This is a genomic window from Paenibacillus sp. FSL H8-0260 (assembly GCF_045040625.1).
Taxonomy (GTDB): domain Bacteria; phylum Bacillota; class Bacilli; order Paenibacillales; family Paenibacillaceae; genus Paenibacillus_AQ; species Paenibacillus_AQ odorifer.
Window position 1 is genome coordinate 1,114,034 of sequence record NZ_CP150298.1, and the last position, 21,108, is coordinate 1,135,141.

A 21,108-nucleotide genomic window follows, 5' to 3' on the forward strand; every position below is an offset into this window, starting at 1 on the left:
CATTCTTATACAGAAAGAGGTTAAACAATGAAGAAAATCATGTCTTCCAAGTTTGTAGCACTTGGGCTGGCCTTATTCATGGTCATTTCAATTCTAGGAACATCTCTTGCTCCGGCGGGACAAATATTTGCAGAAGCGGGCGCTGGCGCCGGTCTGGAGGCAACTGCCGCGGAGCGGATTAATGTTGCGGATGCGACTTATGCGGCTGCAGAATATCTCTTGAAAGGTGGCGTGCAATCGGATTGGCAAGCCATTGGATTAGCGCAAGCAGGGTACAAGCTGCCGGCTAGTTACCTTTCAGAGCTTGAGAAAAAAGTAAAGGATGCAGCTGGCGATTTCACCAATGTAACCGATTATGCTCGAATCGTGCTCGCAGTGAGAGCGATTGGTGCAGATCCTACTAGCTTTGCTGGTAACGGAACGACTCCTGGCTATAATCTGATTGAGAAAATTTATAATAATAGCAAGCTCAGTGAACAGACGCTTAATAATCCGGTATATGCTTTACTTGCGCTGGATTCTGGTAAATATAATATCCCAAGTGACGCGAAATGGACGGCGGATAAGCTCCTTACGGAGATTCTCTCCAAACAGAATCCGGATGGGGGCTTTGCACTAACCTCAGGTGCAAGTGAGCCTGATATGACAGCGATAACCTTGACGGCTCTGGCGGCACATAAAAATAATCCCGAAGCCTACTTAGCAGGGCTACAAGCCGTAGCTTGGTTATCTACAGCTCAAGATAGCCATGGGGGTTACGGTGACAGTGCTGAAAGTAGCGCACAAGCAATCCTTGGACTCACCTCCTTCGGAGTTGATCCTAGTGGATTAGAATACACCAAAAACAAAGTGGATCTAATGGAGAACCTGCTTAGCTATCGTCTAGCTGATGGTAGCTTCACCCATAGCCGTGGTGGAAGCAGTAATATTCTGGCGACAGAGCAAGGTCTTCAGGCGCTGGTTGCCTATAATTTGCTATATAAAGGAAGCAACAGTAAGCTATACGATTTTTCCAAATCCTCCATTCAGAGCTCACTCATCTACGCTCCAGTAACGATTGAGGGACCACAGGCCACGTTGGCACAAGGGTACGCCTATGCTGGCAACGCACTTGGAGCGTTAGAGAAGCTGGCGCTTCAAACGAACTTGCCGATCACAAATCCTTCGGGCAGTTATGTGACTGGCATCGGAAGTATTGCTGCTGGAAGCTTTGGTGGTTATGACGGATGGATGTATGTTGTATCACGTGACGGAAAATGGATTAATCCCGATGTAGGCATGAGTGATTTTGTACTTAAAGATTCAGATCAGGTACTGGTTTATTATGCCGGAGATGACACTAAGCTTGTGGATTCCGTTACGCTTTCCAAAGCAAATCTTAAAGAGGGCGATTCCTTTACCGTCACTGTAACTAGTAAGACGTGGAAATGGGACGCTGCTACGAACACTTCCTCTCCTGTAACTGCAAAAGCTGCGGGTGTTCAGGTCCAAATTGGAGCTCAGACGGTAACGACGAATGCTAAAGGTGAGGCCGTATTCTCAGGAAATATGCCCGCAGGTGACTATACACTGACTGTAACTGGCTACCGTGAAGGCAAAGCCCCAACGATTGCTAAATATACAAAAGCTCTAAAAGTGATTTCTAAGAATGTAACAGCTTCGCTAACCGTTGAAGGCCCGGAAGGGTTGATTAGTGAGGGGACTTTGAAAGCCTCCAATGCCCTTGAAGCGTTGCAACAACTAGGGTCTACCGATGATTTTAAAGTAGATATCACCAAATCGTCTTATGGCAACTTTGTATCAGGTATCCATGGAGTTTCGCAAGGTACTTACGACGGATGGTGGAGCTTCGTGGTATCACGCGGCGGGGAGTGGATATATCCAAGTGTGGGTATGGATGCGTTCGAACTACAGGAATCCGATCGTGTGCTTGTCTATTATGCAGGAGAAAATACACAGGTTGTAGATGCTGTGGTGCTTACCCCATCACAGCCAAAAGCTAATGAAGCTTTTACTGTAAAGGTTTCACAGAAAAAGTGGGTGTGGGATCAGGAAAGCTTCACTTCTGATCCGGTTACCTCACCAGCTGCAGGTGTGCAGGTTTCGATTGGTGATAAGAAGGTAATCACGAATGAACAAGGTGTGGCTGTTGTTGATGGGGGTCTCCCAGCAAATAGCTATACAATAACTGTTACCGGTTATGCTAAAGATAGCGTACCGAGCGTAGCGCGTTATACTCAGTCTCTGACTGTCGGATCGTCTGTTATTGCTCCAGCAAAAGCTACCGCTACCCTCTCAGTGATTGGAGATAGCCGGAGAGGAACCATCCTAGCCAGTACAACAGTAGCTCTAAAAGAGGGCGAAACGGCTTATAGCTTACTAGTCAGTCAATTAGGGACTAAGGTAGTATCATCCGGCAACGCTGGAAGCATCTACGTGAAATCTATTGACGGGTTGGCTGAATTTGATGGAGGCCCAAGCAGCGGATGGAAGTATAAAACGAACCGGGATGCGGATCCAAGCATCAGTGCAGACAGTTATATTTTGCAGAACGGTGATACTTTGTACTGGTACTATACCTCTGGAGAATAAGGAAGAGGAAGTTTGATTAGGCGGGCACACATGGATTCGGAGTAATAGCGGATCGGGTGCCCGCCCTTTTTTATTTGAGGAAAGTCGTTTTATGACAATATATACTTTTATTCGACACAATATTTTAAAAATCATCAAACTCTTAGCCCTTCCGACCGATAAAAATAGATAGATCATAAGATAATGTGAAGGCGGAGTGTAGATGAAAAATTTGAAAGTGAAATACAAAATAGGGCTGCTTTTGGTATTCGCAGTAATTATGGTGAATGCTGTAGGGGGCATAGGCATCATCACAATGAACAAAATGGCCGAAAAGACAAATGAGACATATAATGAAAATTTATTGCCTGTTTCTTACGTAGGGCAGATGCGTACGAATAATCGGGCTATTGAATCCTATCTTTTGGAGCGTTTGATTAGCGTTGATGCCAGCAAAAACAAAGAACTTTCTGAGAGTATCCAAGTGAAGGTTCAAGATAATAATGAACTTATGAACAAGGTGAAAGCGATTCAGTATAATGATCCTGCTATTGTAAGTAAAATCAAAGAGTATGAGTCCTTTTTGCCAGATTATCGTGCACAGCGGGATAACATTATAAAGATTGCTGATAGTAATCATAATCAAGAGGCCTATAAAGTATTTTCAGGCGAATTTAACGAATCCCGTGAAAAAATGATCAACCTGCTTAAAGGAATTAGTGATTCTTTGCTTAAAGATGCTGATGAACACAATTCAGGTTCCATGGCAACCGCTAAAAGCATGCGTGTAAACAATACCATAATGATTACTTTCGCTTGGGTGATTTGTATCTTGATTAGTATTGCAATCATTCGCCTGATAACAAAACCGCTTAAAGAACTGCAAGGACTAATGAAGCGGGCAGAAGATGGAGATTTGACCGTGGTAGCAACGTACACCGCCAAGGATGAGATCGGCCAAATTAACAGTTCATTTAACAATATGCTGCAGGGCTTGCGGAAGATGATGCAAGGGATTGCAGAGAGTGCAGAACTGCTGTCAGCTTCATCGGAAGAGATGAGCGCTAGTGCTGAGCAGACCTCATTGGCTTCACAAATGATCGCTGTATCTTCTGGAGAGATTGCCGCGGGTTTTGATGAGCAGACAGAGAGCATTAACAGTACAACACGTTCCATAAAAGCAATGACCAATGATATTGCAGCCGTAGAGGGCAGCAGCTATGAAATGTCGGATCTAATGGGAGTAGTTTCCGGTTCATCGGATCGTGGAGTAGAGGCTGTAGACCAAATCATTGTGCAGATGAAGGAAATTGACCTCAGTGTAACTCAGAGTCAGGAGATTGTTTCTAATCTGGGGACATTGTCACAAGAGATTAATACAATTATTACAACGATTAACGGTATTGCTACACAGACGAATCTGCTTGCGCTCAATGCTTCTATAGAAGCAGCACGGGCTGGTGAGCATGGACGGGGATTTGCTGTAGTTGCTGGAGAAATTCGTAATCTGGCGGAAGCAACTAGAAATAGTTCTTTGCGGGTTACAGATATTATTACACATATCCAAAAGCAAACCGAAAGCGCAGTAGAATCCATGGCTTTGGGTACTGAGCTAGTCACCAATGGCGTAGTTCAAAGTCATCTGGTATCTCAAGCTTTTCATGAGATTCAGACTTCCATTAAAGAAGCTACCTTACAGACAGCGGAGATTAGAGAAGCGGTTGCTCATGTGGCCATGGAATCCCAAGGTGTCGCAGCAGCTATGGAACAGGTCAACGTTATATCTAGTAAAGGTGCAGAAGGTGTTCAGGACACAAGTGCAGCGAGTCAGGAGCAACTATCCGCAATGGAGGAAATGTCGGCTTCAGCTCAGTATTTAGCGGTGCTCGCAGAAGATCTGCAAAAGACATTGTCCAGCTTCAAACTATAGACTTCATAATAATATTAAAACAGCAGAGCAGCGGTTCTCCAGTAACGGAGATCGCTGCTCTGCTGTTTGTGGTTTTAGCAGATTGGGAGCAAGTGCGAGCCAGCTGATCTCAGTAGGTCAAGGGGGAGGGATGTAAGCTGGTCTCAGTAGGTCAGGGGGGAGAGATGTAAGTTGGTTTCAGTAGGTTGCCGGGTAAACATATGCTATGTGACCTCCAGCGACACTAGAGTCAAGACGGAGGCGTGGAAACAATAAAAACCTTGGGGATGCTCGGTATGCTCGTACTCCGGAACCTGTACCCCGTACCCCGTACCCCGTACCCCGTACCCCGTACCCCGTACCCCGTACCCCGTACCCCTAGTGTTCCCGGCTGATCTCTAGTTTTTCAAACACACTGTCTACTTGATATTCCCCAGTTTAAGGTCATCTGGGTCCGATGCGTGGAGTCATACTCATCCTCATATGCTATCGGACTCAGTAGCCGCTATTTGCCCATTTATCGCCTTTGTAGCGAAGTTTCGGACTCCAGTGCAACTATTGGTGTGGAAAACACTGATAACGGGTGTTTTTTGCACCAATAGCGGCTATGAGGTCCGATAGCATCTGAAATATAGCTAAATCCAGCAATTAAGGTCTTCTGAGTCCGATAGCGTGGGCTCATACTCATCCCCATATGCTATCGGACTCAGTAGCCGCTATTTCCATATTTATCGCCATTGGAGCAAAGTTTCGGACACCAGTGCAGCTATTGGTGTGGAAAACGCTGATAACGGGTGTTTTTTGCATCAATAGCGGCTATGTGGTCCGATAGCACCCGAAACAGAGGCAAATCCAGCAATTAAGGTCATCTGGGTCCGATACCGTGGGCTCATACTCATCCCCACTGGTTTGGCGGACACAGCAGACGCCATTCGCTCATTTATCGGCTTTGGAGTGGAGTTTCGGACACAGCCGCCGCCGTTTGTACATTTATTGGCTTTGGAGCGAAGTTTAGGACACAGCAGCCGCTATTTGCCCATTTATCGCCCTTGGAGCAAAGTTTCGGACTCCAGTGCAGCTGGTGTGGAAAACACTGATAACTGGTGTTTTTTGCACCAATAGCGGCTATGTGGTCCGATAGCACCCGAAATAGAGGCAAATCCAGCAATTAAGGTCATCTGGGTCCGATAGAAAAACTCGGGAGCATGAATGTGATCGGATTAAACAAAAATTAGTGTTTAGTTCAAGACCTGAAAAAAGAGGGAATCCCAACAGCTAGTTCACAGCTGTTGGGATTCCCTCTTGATTTTTTCAAAAAAACTCAGCGTGTATCCTTCCAGAAATTCAGAGGTTTCAGATCTGAGCTAATGACGTGGAATGTATAGCCTTCTTTTTTCAATGACTCTAAGATACGCGGAAGTACTTTAAGTGTAGCTTTTTGATCATGCATCAGAATCACTGGATTGGTCTGTGATTTCTGCAGCTTATGAACCTGATTCATTACCGAATTATAGATCGTTGTACTAGCATCCTTGTATTTCCAATCCTCTGAGTCCACGTTCCAATCCCATAGATGATAACCTTGAGCCAGCACTTTATCTCTAAAGGCCTTTGTGAAATAAGGCTTGCTTCCATAAGGAGGACGAATCAGTGTAGTGCTTTGACCTGTAATCTTTTTCAAAATGGCGTTATCGTTATCCATCTCTCCCAGCGCAGCCGCAGGTGAAGCATAAAACTTCTCTTTCCGGTGCGTCATTCCATGCAATGCGAGACCATGTCCTTCATTCGCAATCCGTTTCACTTGCGCAGTATGCTGGTTCATATTCGGTCCGATCATGAAAAAAGTTGCCTTCGCATCATATTTTGCCAAAATATCAAGCAATGTAGAAGTTGTAGCCGTTGGCCCATCATCAAAGGTGAGGTATACGGTCTTACCTTGCTTCCCAACAGTTGGCGTAGAAGTTCCAGGAGTTGCGCTTGGCTTCAATTCCTTTTTAAACTTACTTACAAATGTTGCATCATCTAATGTAGCCGAGCCATCTTTTACACGCAATAAATATTGATCTGCTTTAAAGGAAATTCCAAAACCAAGATAAGAGGTCAATTTCAGTGGAACCATTGTTTTTCCGTTTTTCAAAAATGTACTCATGGATATGGTCTTTCCATCGCCTAGAGTAGCTGTTGCATGATCATTCAGCAGTTTGATTGATCTGTTCTGACCTGTAACTTTTATCCCATCGCTCACTCCAGTTAGCGTTAACTTAAGTTCCTGTGATAGATCACGTAGAGGAACGTAATAGGTATCTTTTACCGAAACTGCTTCAATAGTTGTTAACTTATCGTTCACACCTAACCTAAGGGAGCCTGCACCTGCTGCATTCACTGAATCTATCGCTCGTATTGATCCGGAACCAATGAATAATACGATTAATAATAGCCATACTTTCTTTAAAGACATCGTCAAAAATCTCCTATCTATGTATATTTGTCTATTACCTTATCATACATTGATAGAATGAAATTTGAGAGATTGTAACCCCCAGCAGAATAATTTGTTACCTTTTAGAAGTTAACTGTGATTTCAACCACAATCATAAAAAGCACGCGACTCCGGCTAAATACTGGCGCATCAACAAAAAATGGTTAAAATCACCCCGTTTTGCGCAGAATAGATGTGTCTAAATTAGCAACTTTAGTAAACTATTGAACAAAGTTTGAACGGAATTTTTCAACCCATAAACAGCGCCGTTACAGTGATCTTTATCATACTATTAGAAACTTGTAACAAATTGATCACACATATTTAACTTGTTCGCCATTATTAAGGTCTTTTTTAGGCTAAATGGTAAAATAAGTCTTTTGCTTTCTTCCCCATAAATTCTTACTATATATTAAGGTTAATGTTGAGGGTTAATAAAAGAAGTATTGAAGGAAGGAGCTTAAGCATGAACAAAAAGGGACCGTTATACGCTTTATTTCTCAGCCTAATTTTACTCTTGCCAGGATGCAGTTCAATCGCTGTTCTGAATCCGAAGGGGCCGGCTGCAAGAACTTTATCTGACACGATCATTCTTTCCATTGTTATGATGCTCGGCGTTCTGGCAGTTGTCTACATCTTATATGTCTTTGTGCTTTTGAAATACCGTGCTAAAAAAAGCAACGAAGATTATATTCCTCCTCACGAGGAAGGAAACAAATGGCTGGAGGCTATCTGGATTACCATTCCGATTATTATCGTGGCATTCCTCTCCGTAGTCACCGTCAAAACAACAGTAGATGTAGAAAATGTTGCAGCGGATTATAAAGATCAGAAACCGCTTGTAATTTATGCTTCCTCCTCTAACTGGAAATGGCATTTCAGCTACCCAGAAGAAGGTATCGAAACAGTAAACTACGTTAACATTCCAGTTCACCGCGCTGTAGAGTTCAGACTGTATTCTTTCGGTACGATCTCAAGTCTTTGGATCCCACAATTGGGAGGACAAAAATACGCGATGAGCGACATGATCACAACCTTGCATCTTTCAGCTGATACTGTAGGTTCTTATGTCGGAAGAAATGCGAACTTTAATGGTAAGGGTTTTGCCCACATGGAGTTTGAAACACTTGCGATGACAGATAAGGACTATCAGGAATGGGTGAAAGACGTTAAAGAAACGGCGGGTCCACTGACGGAAGATGAATTTAAAGGTCTTTTGGAAATGGAACATGTCGGACGTAAAACGTATACGAATACTCACTTATCCTTTAGCCCGCCTCCGGGAAGCCATGGTGACCATATGAGTAATGGTGGCACTGAAATGGATACGGATAACGGAAGTATGGAGCATCAGGATAATAAAGAAATTCACCCGACTCCAGCACCATCCAGCGAGACGGAATTCAACACCGAGCCTAATCCAGAACTGGATGAGCCGACACCTAGTTCTCCATTAGAAGAGAGCACAACACATGACGGACACTAGTCAATGTTAATTGAACAACTTGAAAGGAGCGATTCCTAATGGATTGGGATAAATTTAAGGTCCACGGCGAACCCCTGATATACGGAGCTATGGCAAGTATTGTTCTGGCTACAATCGGGATTATCGTCGGCCTGACCTATTTTAAAAAATGGGGATATTTATGGCGCGAATGGTTGACTACTGTTGACCACAAACGTATTGGGATTATGTATATCCTCGCTGCATTGCTTATGCTTTTCCGCGGCGGCGTTGACGCTATTATGATGAAGCTGCAAACAGCAGCCCCGGACATGAAATTTCTTGACGCACAGCATTACAACGAGGTATTTACAACACACGGCTTGATTATGATCCTTTTTATGGCCATGCCGTTTATTATCGGTCTGATGAATGTTATCGTTCCGCTGCAAATCGGTGCTAGAGACGTTGCCTTCCCGCGTCTGAATGCTGTCAGCTTCTGGCTCTTCTTCTTTGGAGCTATGCTGCTTAACATTTCGTTTGTTATCGGCGGATCGCCAGATGCTGGTTGGTCCGCATATTTCCCGCTAGCAAGTCTAGAGTTCAGTCCAACGGTGGGTAATAACTATTACTCGCTCGCACTACAAATTTCAGGTATTGGTACGCTCCTCACAGGCGTTAACTTTATTGTAACGATTCTGAAAATGCGTGCACCAGGCATGAAGTTGATGAAAATGCCGATGTTTACTTGGTCCGTATTGATCACCAACGTAATTATCGTATTCGCATTCCCTGTGCTTACGGTTGCACTCGCGTTGATGATGTTCGACCGGTTGTTCGGCTCTCAATTCTTTACGATGGCCAATGGCGGTATGGATATGTTATGGGCCAACCTGTTCTGGGTATGGGGTCACCCTGAAGTATATATCGTTGTCTTACCGGCATTCGGTATTTATAGTGAAATTATCGCCACCTTCTCTAAAAAGAACCTGTATGGATATACATCCATGGTATTCAGTATGTTGATCATTTCCCTCTTGTCCTTCCTAGTATGGGCTCACCATTTCTATACAATGGGTCAAGGTGCTATGGTTAACAGCTTCTTCTCGATTACAACCATGGCCATTGCCGTACCAACAGGTGTGAAAATATTTAACTGGCTATTTACCTTACGAAAAGGGCGAATAACCTTTACGACACCTATGCTATACACCCTGGCCTTTATTCCGATCTTTACGATTGGTGGGGTAACAGGTGTCATGCTGGCTATGGCCAGTGCCGATTACCAGTACCATAATACGATGTTCCTGGTTGCCCATTTCCACTACGTTCTTATTCCGGGTGCGGTCTTCGCCGTTATCGCAGGGTTCCATTACTGGTTCCCTAAAGTATTCGGTTTCCGTCTGAATGAACGTCTTGGCAAGCATGCCTTCTGGTGGATTATCATTTCCTTTAACGTATCGTTCTTCCCGCTGTTTATTCTCGGACTTAAGGGTATGACCCGCCGACAATACACCTATTCTGCGGATACCGGATTTGGCCCGCTGAGTATGGTCTCATTCGTAGGTGCGATCGGTCTCGCTATTGGATTTGTAATCCTGGTTTATAACATTTACTGGAGTACTCGTTACGAACCAAGAGATACTGATGGAGATCCGTGGGATGCACGTACTTTGGAATGGGCAACGAAAAGCCCGATTCCAGCTTACAACTTCGCAGTGGTTCCAAATGTAAAAACACGCGATGCTTACTGGTCTGCTAAACAAGATAAAGTACCGCTTTTTGAAGATAAGATTACTAAGATTCATATGCCTAGCAACACAGGAAAACCATTTGTTCTGGGTGTTATCTTCTTCATTGCAGGGTTCTCTCTGGTCTTCAGTCTTTGGATTCCAGCGATCCTCTCTGGAGTAGGTATCCTCATTGTTCTAGCTGCTATGTCCTTTGATCGGGATCACGGATTCTACATCCCAGCAGAAGAAGTTATTGCTACTGAAAAGAAATTGCGGGGTGAGACAGTATGAAAATAGATGCGTCTAAGCCGCTTGAATACTCAACAGAAGAGAATAGTAATAAAATCTTTGGCTTCTGGGTTTTTCTAGGAGCGGAGATTGCACTGTTCGCTACGTTGTTCACTGTTTATTTTGTAATGGTAGACCGTTTTGCCAGCGGCCCTAGCGGGCCGGATCTTTTCGAAATTGGTCCAGTAATGATCGAAACATTGCTGCTGCTGACAAGTTCGTTCACGATTGGTCTTGCAGTTCATGCCATGCGGCATGGTTACCAAAAAGCCATGATGGTCTTTTTCGGACTAACCCTTCTAATGGGTCTCGGCTTCCTTGGTATTGAAATCACGGAGTTTGTCACTTATGTTCACGAAGGGGCTACACTTCAAACCAGTGGTTTCCTATCCAGTCTCTTTGTACTGCTGGGAACACACGGAGCTCACGTATCGTTCGGTTTCCTGTGGGGTGCGGCTATTCTAATCCAGTTGAAGCGTCAAGGTATTAATCCGGCTACGGCCAATAAATCCTTTATCTTCTCGCTGTACTGGCATTTCTTGGACGTTGTCTGGATATTTATTTTCAGCTTCGTCTATCTGAAAGGACTGATGTAGCATGATGAAGCAATTGTTTCCAATTCGCCATGTGATGGGTTTCTTAGCCTCTCTTGTCCTTTCTGTGGCTGCACTTGCTGTAATCTACCTTGATCTATCCAACACTGCGAACATGGCTATCCTGCTTGTTACAGCCCTCATTCAGGCTTCCTTGCAGCTCTTCCTGTTCATGCATATTGGTGAATCAGCAGATACCAAGAAAGAACTTTACATCAATATCGCCTATGCCTTATTCGTTGGTCTAGTTACGATATTCGGTACGCTCTTCATCTTCGTATGGGGCTGGTATGCTTAATTACAGACACTGATACTCAAAGGGACGTCTCTAAAGCCAAAATGGCTTAGGGACGTCTCTTTTTTTGCGTTTATTTAGGAGGTTTATTGTAGCGGATGCCCGGAAATGTGCGTCTTTTTAGGCAATAGCTGCACTGGAGTCCGGAACTTCGCTCAAAAGGCGGAAAATGTGCGAATAGCGTCATCTGGGTCCGAAAGCTACGGGGGAGATAAGGGGGGGCGGCGCGATCGGACTCAGAGGAGCTTATAAGCTAAAAACAGCAGCGTTTGAGTCCGAAAGCCCCGTGAGACAAGGTCGGCTTGGCGCGATCGGACTCAGATGATCTTAAAAGCGGGAAACAGCGGCGTTTGGATTGGTAACGGACCCCAAAGTCGTTATTGGTGTAAAAGGCGCCCGAAATGAGCGTCTTTTTGGGCAATAGCTGCATAGGAGTCCGAAACTTCGCTCAAAAGGCGAAGAATGTGCGAATAGCGTCATCTGAGTCCGAAAGCCAGGGGGATGAGGATGGCACAACGCTGTCGGACTCAGGTGACCTTAAAAGCTGGAATCAACGGTATCTAGAATTCTAAGGGACCCCATAGCCACTATTGGTGTGAAAAATGCCCCAAATGAGCATCTTTCTTGACAATAGCTGCACTGGAGTCCGGAACTTCGCTCAAAAGGCGGAAAGTGTGCGAATAGCGTCATCTGGGTCCGAAAGCTACGGGGGAGATAAGGGGGGGCGGCGCGATCGGACTCAGATGATCTTAAAAGCGGGAAACAGCGGCGTTTGGAGTGGTAACGGACCACAAGGTCGTTATTGGTGTAAAAGGCACCCGAAATGAGCGTCTTTTTGGGCAATAGTTGCAACTGAGTCCGAAACTTCGCTCAAAAGACGAAAAATGTTCGAATAGCGTCATCTGAGTCCGAAAGCTACGGGGGATGAGGATGGCACGGCGCTGTCGGACTCAGGTGACCTTAAAAGCGGGAAACAGCGGCATTTGGAGTGGTAACGGACCCCAAAGTCGCTATTGGTGTGAAAAATGCCCGAAATGAGCGCCTTTCTAGGCAATAGCTGCACTGGAGTCCGAAACTTCGCTCAAAAGGCGGAAAATGTGCGAATAGCGTCATCTGGGTCCGAAATCCATGGGGGATGAGGGGAACTTGGCGCGATCGGACTCAGATGATCTTAAAAGCTGGAAACAGCGTCATTTGGAGTTGTAACGGACCCCAAAGTCGCTATTGGTGTGAAAAAAGCCCAAAATGAGCGCCTTACTAGGCAATAGCTGCATAGGAGTCCGAAACTTCGCTCAAAAGGCGAAGAATGTGCGAATAGCGTCATCTGAGTCCGAAAGCCACGGGGAATGAGGATGGCACGGCGCTGTCGTACTCAGGTGACCTTAAAAGCTGGAATCAGCGTTATCAGGGTCCTAAAACTACTGTGGATGAGGTTGGCTCGGCGCGATCGGACGTAATTTTGATTAATAGCAAGGGATAGATAGATCCCCAAAGGATAATCTTGGGGTTTTTTTGTTGACATATAAATCAAACTGTATTAATAATAGTAGTACAGTTAATACACACCATAATGGATTTAATGCAAGATAGTGGAAGGAGGAAGGTTATGTTCGAACTGGACGTTCGTAGTCGGAAGCCGATTTATGAGCAGCTGACCGATAAGGTCAAGGAGATGATTCTGCATGGTATTTTGCAGACGGATGAACAGCTACCTTCTGTAAGGACGTTATCCCAGCAGCTAACCGTGAATCCCAATACGATTCAGAAGGCTTACCGTGAATTGGAACGTGAGGGGTATATCTATTCATTACAGGGGAAAGGAAGTTTTGTAGCCCCGATGAAAAAAGAACAAAATGCGATCAAAAAAGCGGAAGTCCGGAACGAGTTGCTGAGGCTGATGGCGGAGGCGGTATACCTTGGGTTCACCGCAGCTGAGATTAGTTCTTTGTACCAACAAGTGGAGAAGCAAAGAGAAGGAGGGAAGAGTGATGATTGAGATTCGGGGAGTCAGCAAATTATTTCAAGGCGAGAAGGCAGTCGACGATATCTCTTTAACGGTACATAAAGGAACAATTTATGGGCTGCTCGGCTCTAATGGCGCAGGCAAAACAACGCTGCTCAAAACATTGGCGGGCATCTACTCTCCAGATAAGGGGACCGTGCGGGTGGATGGTGAAGCGGTATTCGAACACCCGACGACTAAGCAACGGGTTATTTTTATGCCGGATGCTCCTTACTTTTTCCCACAATCCACCATGCTGCAAATGGCGGCCTTCTATCGCTCGATTTATCCGAGCTGGAATCAGAAGCGTTTTGAAGATTTGGGAACCGTATTTCAGCTCGATAAAAAGCGCAAGCTCAGTCGTTTCTCCAAAGGGATGCAGCGGCAAGCGTCATTCTGGTTATGTTTAAGCTGTATGCCGGATGTGCTGATTATGGATGAACCGATTGACGGATTAGATCCGGTGATGCGGCGTCAAATCAAAAACCTGCTATTTCAGGAGGTAGCTGAACGCGAGTTGACGGTAATCATTTCTTCCCATAACCTTCGTGAGATTGAAGATCTGTGCGATCATGTCGGGATTATGCATGGTGGGAAGATGTTGATTGAGAAGGATCTGGATGATCTTAAGGCGGATACACATAAGATTCAAGTGGCGTTTCGGGATGAACGGCATGAGATTCCGTTAGCTGCCAAGCTACAAGTTCTGCATCAAGAGCGCCGGGGAAGTGTGAACCTATATATTGTAAAAGGGGATCGTGAACGGATCAAAGCGGCTTTTCAGGTGTACGAGCCATACGTATTCGATTTGCTTCCATTAACGTTAGAAGAGATCTTTATTTATGAAATGGGGGATGTCGGATATGATGCGCAGCCATTACTACTTTAATAGCAGTATTTTTCGCCAGAACTTCCGCCAGCATGGCTGGATAGGGATTATATATGCACTCGGCTTATTATTTGCACTTCCATTACAGCTCTTCATGAGCAGCAATCCGGATGCAAAACCGCAGGAAGTTGATCATTTATTTCGCATAGCTGGTAGTGTGCAAGCCTTGTTTATCATTACGATCCCAGTTGCCGCAGGACTATTCTTATTCCGATACCTTCAGGCAAAATCACCCGCAGATCTTTGGCATAGCCTGCCTTTACGCAGAGAGCATTTATTTACAGCTCATCTGACGAGTGGACTTACCTTACTATTGCTGCCTGTTTGGTTAACTGCTGGGGTGGTTGCCGTTGTTAAGCCGTGGAGTGGTAATTTTTATATTTTTCAAGGCGCAGATATTTGGCAATGGTGTATTACAGTTAGTATTCTGACTTTGTTCCTCTTTTGCTTTAGTGTTTTTGTGGGAATATGTACGGGCCAATCTATTCTTCAGGGAATTATCATTTATATTTTGCTTATTCTTCCTGCTGTACTGATCTCATTAATCCACAGCCATTTAGCTATGTATCTTTATGGATATGCAAATGCAAACTCTAACTTGCGTGATTCTATTTCGCAGATATGGTCTCCTTTTGTTCATATCGTGTATTATTTTACCGGCAAACCCTTCACCAATACAGAATTATGGATTTATGGGGTATTGGCACTTCTATTTATCGGGTTGTCGTACCTGTTATACCGTAAACGTAATACGGAAAAAGCGGGTCAGGCTATTGCCTTTGGATATTTCAACCCACTGTTTAAAGCAGGGGTTATGTTATGTGCCATGCTTATTGCCGGTAATTATTTTGCGCAAATGAAGCAACAGCAAATGGGCTGGGTGATTGGTGGATATGCCATCGGAGCCATTATTGGTTATGTTGCCGCAGAAATGATTGTTCGGAAAACATGGCAGATTATGACGCGTAAAATGGTAGCTGAGTTTGCAGTTTATGCGGTAATGATAGGGTTACTTCTGTATATCCCGGTATCAAGTGTTACGGGGTATGAAGCCAGAGTGCCTTCCGGTGATAAGATTAGCGGTGTATATATGGGAGCTAACTACCGGTTGTATACCCCAACGGATGATTTGTACACTACACCCTACATGGGGCAGAACCCTTTTTCCGATGATAAAGATTATATAGAAGCTGTCCGTAAACTCCATCAAGCGGTAGTTGCAGTACGTCCAGAACTTACCTCACGACAATACGTTTATGAATATTTTACTCTGGCTTATCAATTGGAGAACGGCGATAAGCTAGTGAGGGAATACTGGATCCCTAATAAGGGGTTTGAATCAGAGCTCGAGGCGGTTAAGGATACCGAAGCTTACAAGTATGAAAAGTATGATTTAGCTCTCTTAGACAAAGACCTGGATTTTATGTGGGTTACTAACAGGAATAAAAAAGTAGCCATTTCTGATCCCGGGGAAATTTCAGAGCTAAAGGAGATTATCAAACGCGAAATTTCGAATATGTCCTACGAAGTACAAATAGATAAGGACGGAAAACCTGATGTGGCTAATATCCAAGTAGAGGTGAAGACAAAAGAGAACAGTAATCAAGTTATTACAGATTATGGTTATTATTATCCATGGAAATCTTCTTTCCATGAGCTTGAAAAGTGGATGAACGAAAAAGGTTATGCCGATAAAATACAAATAACAGCTGAAGATATCCAATCGGCAGAGATTATAAAAGATGATTATATGGACGAGCAAACACCTAAGAACCCTACTAGTCCTGAACAAAGAGTAGCGCTTGCACGCGAAAAGAATCGTACGGCTGTTACGAAGGATAAGACATTATTAACAGATATTTTGGACCATCATTTCCATTATGGTGTTGAGAATGGCAACTACATTGTGAAGTTGATGTACAAAGAGGGTTATAGCGATTTCGTAATGTTAAAAGAATCGGATATGACGCCTGAATTGAAAGCATTGCTGAAATAAGTTAAGAATAAGTTTAGAATAAGGTAAGTAAAAGATTACAGATAAAAGACTACTGGTTTACATAAACTGGATAGTTGGATTATGCTTTTGGAGATACGATAAGGATGAAATGGAACTTTCAGGTCAGCCTCTGAACCAGTATATTCGTTTCCGGTAAAATAACATCGCTGTATTAACTGGTAAGGAGTTTTGTATTTAGGTGAAGCCCGACCATGGACGATAGAGTCCATGGTCTTTTTTGCATAGTAAGAGGTAATACATGGATGTGTGATTGCTGTAATGCCTCTGGAATCTGCTTCGAAGAGATCCTTTACTGTAGAATAATATAAATAGGAAAAATTGAGGTGTAAATATAATGTTAAACAATACAGCGGAAGTGTTGTTAAGTAAGTTTATGACTAAGCTGCTTCGGCATACCCCAGAGCAATATGGTCTTATTTTGGATCCAGAGGATGGTTCCTGTAGGTTGGATGATTTACTGTCTGTTATTGTAAGCACTCCTAGATGGTCAGAGGTGACTGTGGGAGATATTCGGCAAGTGGTCGCAGATTGTGACAAGCAACGATTGGAAATCATTGACGACCGGATCAAAGCCCGGTACGGGCATAGCCATACAAAAATCACTTATGGGCCGGGGACTCCGCCTGCTATACTTTTTCACGGAACTCATTCTGGTGTGCTTTCTGTGATTTTGGAGGAGGGGCTCCAATCGATGGGACGGCAGTATGTTCATTTGTCTGAAGGGACTCATTTTGCCAGTTTAGCCGGAAGTCGCAGAGGGAAATTGATATTGTTAACCGTTGATACGATTAGAGCGGGTCAAATGGGTGTAACCTTTTATAATGCGGGTAATAAGGTATGGTTGGCAGGTCATATACCGCCTTCCTGTCTTAAGGTGTATACCCCGTAAGTTGAACTAGATCGACGTTTGGTTAGGAGGCATAATAACATGGATGAAATTCCAGATCACTTAGATCACGGATTACAGATTGTATTTATTGGGTTCAATCCTAGTATCCGTTCTGGCGAGGTAGGACATCATTACGCGAATCCGCGGAATAATTTCTGGAGAATATTACATCAGTCTGGGCTTACTCCCCGGTTGTATGATGCGTCTGAGGATGGGGACTTGCTTAAGCTGGGCTATGGGTTTACAAATATTGTTGCCCGTCCCACACGGGGAATCGACGATATTACTCGTGAAGAATACCAGGAGGGTCGGGAAATGCTTCGCTCCAAGCTGGAGAAATATCGGCCTCAAGTCGCCTGTTTTGTAGGTAAGGGTGTATATACAGAGTTTAGTCGCAGAACAAAAGCTAACTGGGGATTTCAAGGGGACGTGCCTCCAAATATAGATGGCGTTCGTGAATTTGTTGCACCCTCTTCTAGCGGATTAGTTAGAATGCCGATGGAAGAGATCGTTGGGATTTATCGCAGATTAGCCGAGTTTACGCAAGAGAACGATGGGTGATTGATGTATTTGGAGTTAAGGTGCTAAAGGACACAGGAGTCGTTAAAAGTAACAAATCACTCTAATTTGTGCGCTATCGGACACCAATGCAGCTATTGGGTGGAAATAGACTGAAAATGCGTCCGATTTGGTGTGATAGTGTCTTTGGAGTCCGAAAACACCACTGAATGGCCGAAAATCCACGAATAACGGCGCCTGAGTCCGTAAGGATAAAGGCGGGAGAGTTCGCTGTAGATCTCTGTGGATCTCTGTAGATCCCGCAGATCCCGTAGCTCTCGCAAGCTCTGGCAAACTCCCGCATCTTAGCTATCTCTCGCTACTCTAGAATACCCTCAAACACAAAAGGAGCCAGATTCCATATCGGAATCTGGCTCCTTTTGTAACTTCAAAGGGCAGTCTCAGTATATGAGACATGCCCTTAGTCCCTAATACATTAGGTCTCAATCAGCAGCAGAATGATAGAGGATAAGGATAGGCAAACACTAATCAGGCAAAGCACGGCAACGACCTGCTTCTGGTTCAGGCCTGCCCGAAGCAGGCGGTAATGAGCCTGGGTGGCATCGGCTTGATAAATGGACTTGCCTTGGATGAAACGTTTGACTACGACAAAAATGTTGTCGAAGATCGGTACGCCCAGCGCCAGAATCGGAATGAACAGCGACAGGACGGTGGCTTGCTTGAACGCTCCGTCGAGTGCAATTACCGCTAGGATGAAGCCGAGAAAGGTTGCCCCGGCGTCGCCCATAAAGATTTTTGCGGGCGGCTTATTGTAGCGCAGATAAGCAAGCGTAACGCCAATCAGTGAAATTGCCATAATGGCAGATGAGGATTGCCCCTTTGCCAGTGCGACAACAAATAATGTAATCGCCGAAATGGCCGTCAAGGCACCAGCCAGACCGTCCATGCCATCCGAGAAATTAATAACTGTGGTTACACCGAAGATCCAGATAATCGTCAGCAGAAACGATAGAATGACAGGCAAAACGATATAATCGCCTGAGAATGGATTGTAGAATCCGGTAAAGGCATTGCCAGAAACATAAACCAGGATCGCTGCGCTAACTTGTACAATTAACTTGGGCAGAGCTGGGAAATCTTTGCCTTTCGTTTTGTACCAATCATCCACCGTGCCTATGGTCAGCAACAGTACGCCACCTACAAATAATGCGACAGTCTCCATGGAGAAATCACGCGCGAACACCAGATAAGTGATAAAAAATCCGATGAATATGGCGTAGCTGGCCGTTAGCGGAATGGGCTCTCTATGAATTTTACGCTCAACGTCCTGCCGAGGCTTGTCCACAAAATCAAGCCGAAAAGCAAGCTTGCCGAGCGGCGGAATTAGAAAGTAGACGATAAGAAATGACATTAGAAATGATAAAACGTATAAAATGACGCTCACCACCGTTTTCTTTTTAAAATACCACAGATCGATTAAATCTACCTTAAAAAAGTAAAATTTTGTCGTGAGGGGTGTGAAGTTGACTTGCCAGCAACGCTGTAGTACCTTGTTGAGAAAAGCCTTTGGGGGATATTTATGAAATACGATGTTATTTTATTTGATGCCGACGATACGTTGTTTGATTATGGAATGGCAGAAAGTCACGCATTGTCTAATGCCTTTCTACACTTTGGGATGCCCACAGGTGCAGCAGATTATGCTGCCAGTTATCAAGAGATTAACCACGCATTGTGGAGGGATTTAGAACAAGGAAGGATTTCATCTGCGGCGCTGCGGGTAGAGCGGTTCAATCGGTTGTTTGCTGCACATGCGCTTGAGCTTGATCCTGAAACATTCAGTGAGGCCTATCTACGTTTCTTAGGCGAAGGAACCTTTCTGATGCAGGGAGCAATCGAGCTATGCGGAGAGCTTGCAGATTGCCGCCTGGCGATTATCACGAATGGAATCAAGGATGTGCAAACTTCCAGAATCCAAGGCTCGCTGCTGAGTGATACATTTGAGCAGATCATTATCTCAGAGGAGGCAGGATGTCAGAAGCCAGAGACGGGGATTTTTGATTATGCTTTTGCCAAATTGGGGATTGAAGATAAGGAAAAAGTATTGATTGTGGGTGACTCCTTAACCTCTGATATTCAAGGCGGAATTAATTATGGGATTGATACCTGCTGGTTTAACCCGCTAGGGAAGATTAATGAGTCCGGCGTTCAGCCAAAATACGAAATCCGAAACCTGTCGGAGCTACTAGATATTGTAGGGAAAGCTACTAACCTTCAATAATAAAATAAGGTGTGAGCGCATAAGCGGCTCACACCTTTTATTTAGTAACCTGAAGAGGTTTATTGCCGAGTATCCAGCGGCTTCAGATAAGCCTCGATTTGCTGGCGTTTCGATTCCAGAAATGGCGGCAGCGCAAGGGATTCACCTAAACTTTCCATAGGCTCATCTGTAGCAAAGCCTGGTCCGTCTGTAGCCAACTCAAAAAGGATGCCGTTAGGCTCGCGGAAATAGAGGGAACGGAAGTAGAAGCGGTCGACGAAACCGGAATTAGGAAGCTGTGCCTGGCGGATGTGTTCGATCCATTGCTTCAATTCGTCTTCATTATCTACGCGGAATGCGACGTGATGTACCCCGCCACGTCCCAAATGCTCTTGCTCCAGATCATTGCGTTCCTCCAGATGAACCTCAGCACCTGATCCGCCTTCACCAGTCTCGAATACGAGCACATCTGGCTGACCGGCAACTGTTGAAGGGTAGGTTCCTATACGGCGGAAGCCGAGCAACTGCTCCAGCACTACCGCTGTATGTTCTGCACTTTCTACTGTGAGATGTGCGGGTCCTAAGCCTACAATGCCATATTGGGCAGGTACTGGGCTTTTAGCCCAAGGAGTACCGCCGGCAACACCGTTATCATTTTCGTCGGATACGAGAATGAAACGTTGGCTCTCGTGATCGCGGAAGGATAAAGTCTGGCGTCCACCAAGTTCCTGTATCGTCCCATGCTCCACGTTAAGCTCGGTGAAGCGTTGCTCCCAGTAGGTAAGTGCGGCATCGCTTGGCAATCGAAGGGAGAGCGCGGAGATGCTGTTATTGCCCTCTCGGTTGCGGCCTGCCATCGGAAGCTCGAAAAAGGTTAATTCGGTTCCGGGATTCCCCTTCTCATCTCCATAGAATAAATGGTACACTGAAATATCATCCTGATTTACTGTTTTTTTAATGAGACGCAGTCCAAGTACCTCTGTATAGAACTTAAAGTTCTCCTGTGCTTTGCCTGTAATAGCTGAGACATGGTGAAGTCCTTTTAACGTTAAACTCATGGTAGTTACCTCCGTGTAAATGCTTTGGGTTTGTGGATTATTTTAATTTATTGTTAATATATCGATAAAATCTTTGGTGAATATTATTAAGTTACTATAATTTTAATAGTAATAAGAAACTTTTGCAAGTGGATATTAATGTTTCATGAAATTTAATTCATA

Annotated in this window: 15 protein-coding genes; 12 read left to right on the forward strand and 3 right to left on the reverse strand. The window is 44.6% G+C overall.

The window, feature by feature from the left end; translation table 11 throughout:
- Window positions 1–27: 27 nt before the first annotated feature.
- Entirely contained in the window at window positions 28–2,592 is a 2,565-nt protein-coding gene (locus MHI51_RS04760; RefSeq protein WP_341001231.1) for a DUF4430 domain-containing protein, read from the forward strand.
- Between the two features lie 202 nt (window positions 2,593–2,794).
- The gene (locus MHI51_RS04765) at window positions 2,795–4,501 is read left to right on the forward strand and encodes a methyl-accepting chemotaxis protein (protein WP_076276826.1); all 1,707 of its coding nucleotides are present in this window, start codon (window positions 2,795–2,797) and stop codon (window positions 4,499–4,501) included.
- Between the two features lie 1,300 nt (window positions 4,502–5,801).
- Here MHI51_RS04765 and MHI51_RS04770 read toward each other — a convergent pair.
- Window positions 5,802–6,938, reverse strand: coding sequence for a polysaccharide deacetylase family protein (locus MHI51_RS04770; RefSeq protein ID WP_405173638.1), 1,137 nt, complete (start codon window positions 6,936–6,938; stop codon window positions 5,802–5,804).
- A 487-nt stretch (window positions 6,939–7,425) separates the two neighbouring features.
- On the opposite strand from MHI51_RS04770, the gene qoxA reads away from it, so the two are divergent.
- The 9 genes from qoxA (at window position 7,426) to MHI51_RS04815 (ending at window position 17,670) form a co-directional block, all read left to right on the forward strand.
- Window positions 7,426–8,445, forward strand: coding sequence for a cytochrome aa3 quinol oxidase subunit II (gene qoxA, locus MHI51_RS04775; protein WP_036680822.1), 1,020 nt, complete (start codon window positions 7,426–7,428; stop codon window positions 8,443–8,445).
- Window positions 8,446–8,483: 38 nt separating this feature from the next.
- Window positions 8,484–10,427, forward strand: a complete 1,944-nt coding sequence (qoxB, locus tag MHI51_RS04780) for a cytochrome aa3 quinol oxidase subunit I (protein ID WP_076129582.1) — start codon at window positions 8,484–8,486, stop codon at window positions 10,425–10,427.
- A complete protein-coding gene (gene qoxC, locus MHI51_RS04785; RefSeq protein ID WP_042124373.1) occupies window positions 10,424–11,020 on the forward strand; it encodes a cytochrome aa3 quinol oxidase subunit III in 597 nt (198 codons plus the stop codon). The genes qoxB and qoxC overlap by 4 nt, the downstream gene beginning before the upstream one ends.
- A 4-nt stretch (window positions 11,021–11,024) precedes the next feature.
- Window positions 11,025–11,315, forward strand: a complete 291-nt coding sequence (gene qoxD / locus MHI51_RS04790) for a cytochrome aa3 quinol oxidase subunit IV (protein WP_036680878.1) — start codon at window positions 11,025–11,027, stop codon at window positions 11,313–11,315.
- Between the two features lie 1,603 nt (window positions 11,316–12,918).
- Window positions 12,919–13,308: a GntR family transcriptional regulator gene (locus tag MHI51_RS04795; RefSeq protein ID WP_036680827.1), complete on the forward strand. Its 390-nt coding sequence runs from the start codon at window positions 12,919–12,921 to the stop codon at window positions 13,306–13,308.
- Complete coding sequence (locus MHI51_RS04800; RefSeq protein WP_036680830.1) at window positions 13,301–14,203, forward strand: ABC transporter ATP-binding protein; 903 nt, start codon at window positions 13,301–13,303, stop codon at window positions 14,201–14,203. The genes MHI51_RS04795 and MHI51_RS04800 overlap by 8 nt, the downstream gene beginning before the upstream one ends.
- Window positions 14,157–16,199, forward strand: coding sequence for a hypothetical protein (locus MHI51_RS04805; RefSeq protein ID WP_143761909.1), 2,043 nt, complete (start codon window positions 14,157–14,159; stop codon window positions 16,197–16,199). Before MHI51_RS04800 ends, MHI51_RS04805 begins: the two co-directional genes overlap by 47 nt.
- A 355-nt stretch (window positions 16,200–16,554) precedes the next feature.
- Window positions 16,555–17,109 (forward strand): RNA 2'-phosphotransferase, encoded by a 555-nt coding sequence (locus tag MHI51_RS04810; RefSeq protein WP_076276827.1) that lies wholly within the window; start codon window positions 16,555–16,557, stop codon window positions 17,107–17,109.
- Between the two features lie 39 nt (window positions 17,110–17,148).
- Window positions 17,149–17,670 (forward strand): mismatch-specific DNA-glycosylase, encoded by a 522-nt coding sequence (locus tag MHI51_RS04815; RefSeq protein ID WP_076276828.1) that lies wholly within the window; start codon window positions 17,149–17,151, stop codon window positions 17,668–17,670.
- A gap of 433 nt (window positions 17,671–18,103) precedes the next feature.
- On the opposite strand, the gene MHI51_RS04820 is transcribed toward MHI51_RS04815, so the two are convergent.
- On the reverse strand, window positions 18,104–19,039 hold the full coding sequence (locus MHI51_RS04820) for an MraY family glycosyltransferase (RefSeq protein ID WP_076129282.1): 936 nt from the start codon (window positions 19,037–19,039) through the stop codon (window positions 18,104–18,106).
- Between the two features lie 168 nt (window positions 19,040–19,207).
- Between MHI51_RS04820 and MHI51_RS04825 the strand changes: the two genes are divergently transcribed.
- Entirely contained in the window at window positions 19,208–19,909 is a 702-nt protein-coding gene (locus MHI51_RS04825; protein ID WP_076194170.1) for a YjjG family noncanonical pyrimidine nucleotidase, read from the forward strand.
- Between the two features lie 59 nt (window positions 19,910–19,968).
- On the opposite strand, the gene MHI51_RS04830 is transcribed toward MHI51_RS04825, so the two are convergent.
- Entirely contained in the window at window positions 19,969–20,946 is a 978-nt protein-coding gene (locus tag MHI51_RS04830; RefSeq protein WP_076276829.1) for a ring-cleaving dioxygenase, read from the reverse strand.
- Window positions 20,947–21,108: the final 162 nt, after the last annotated feature.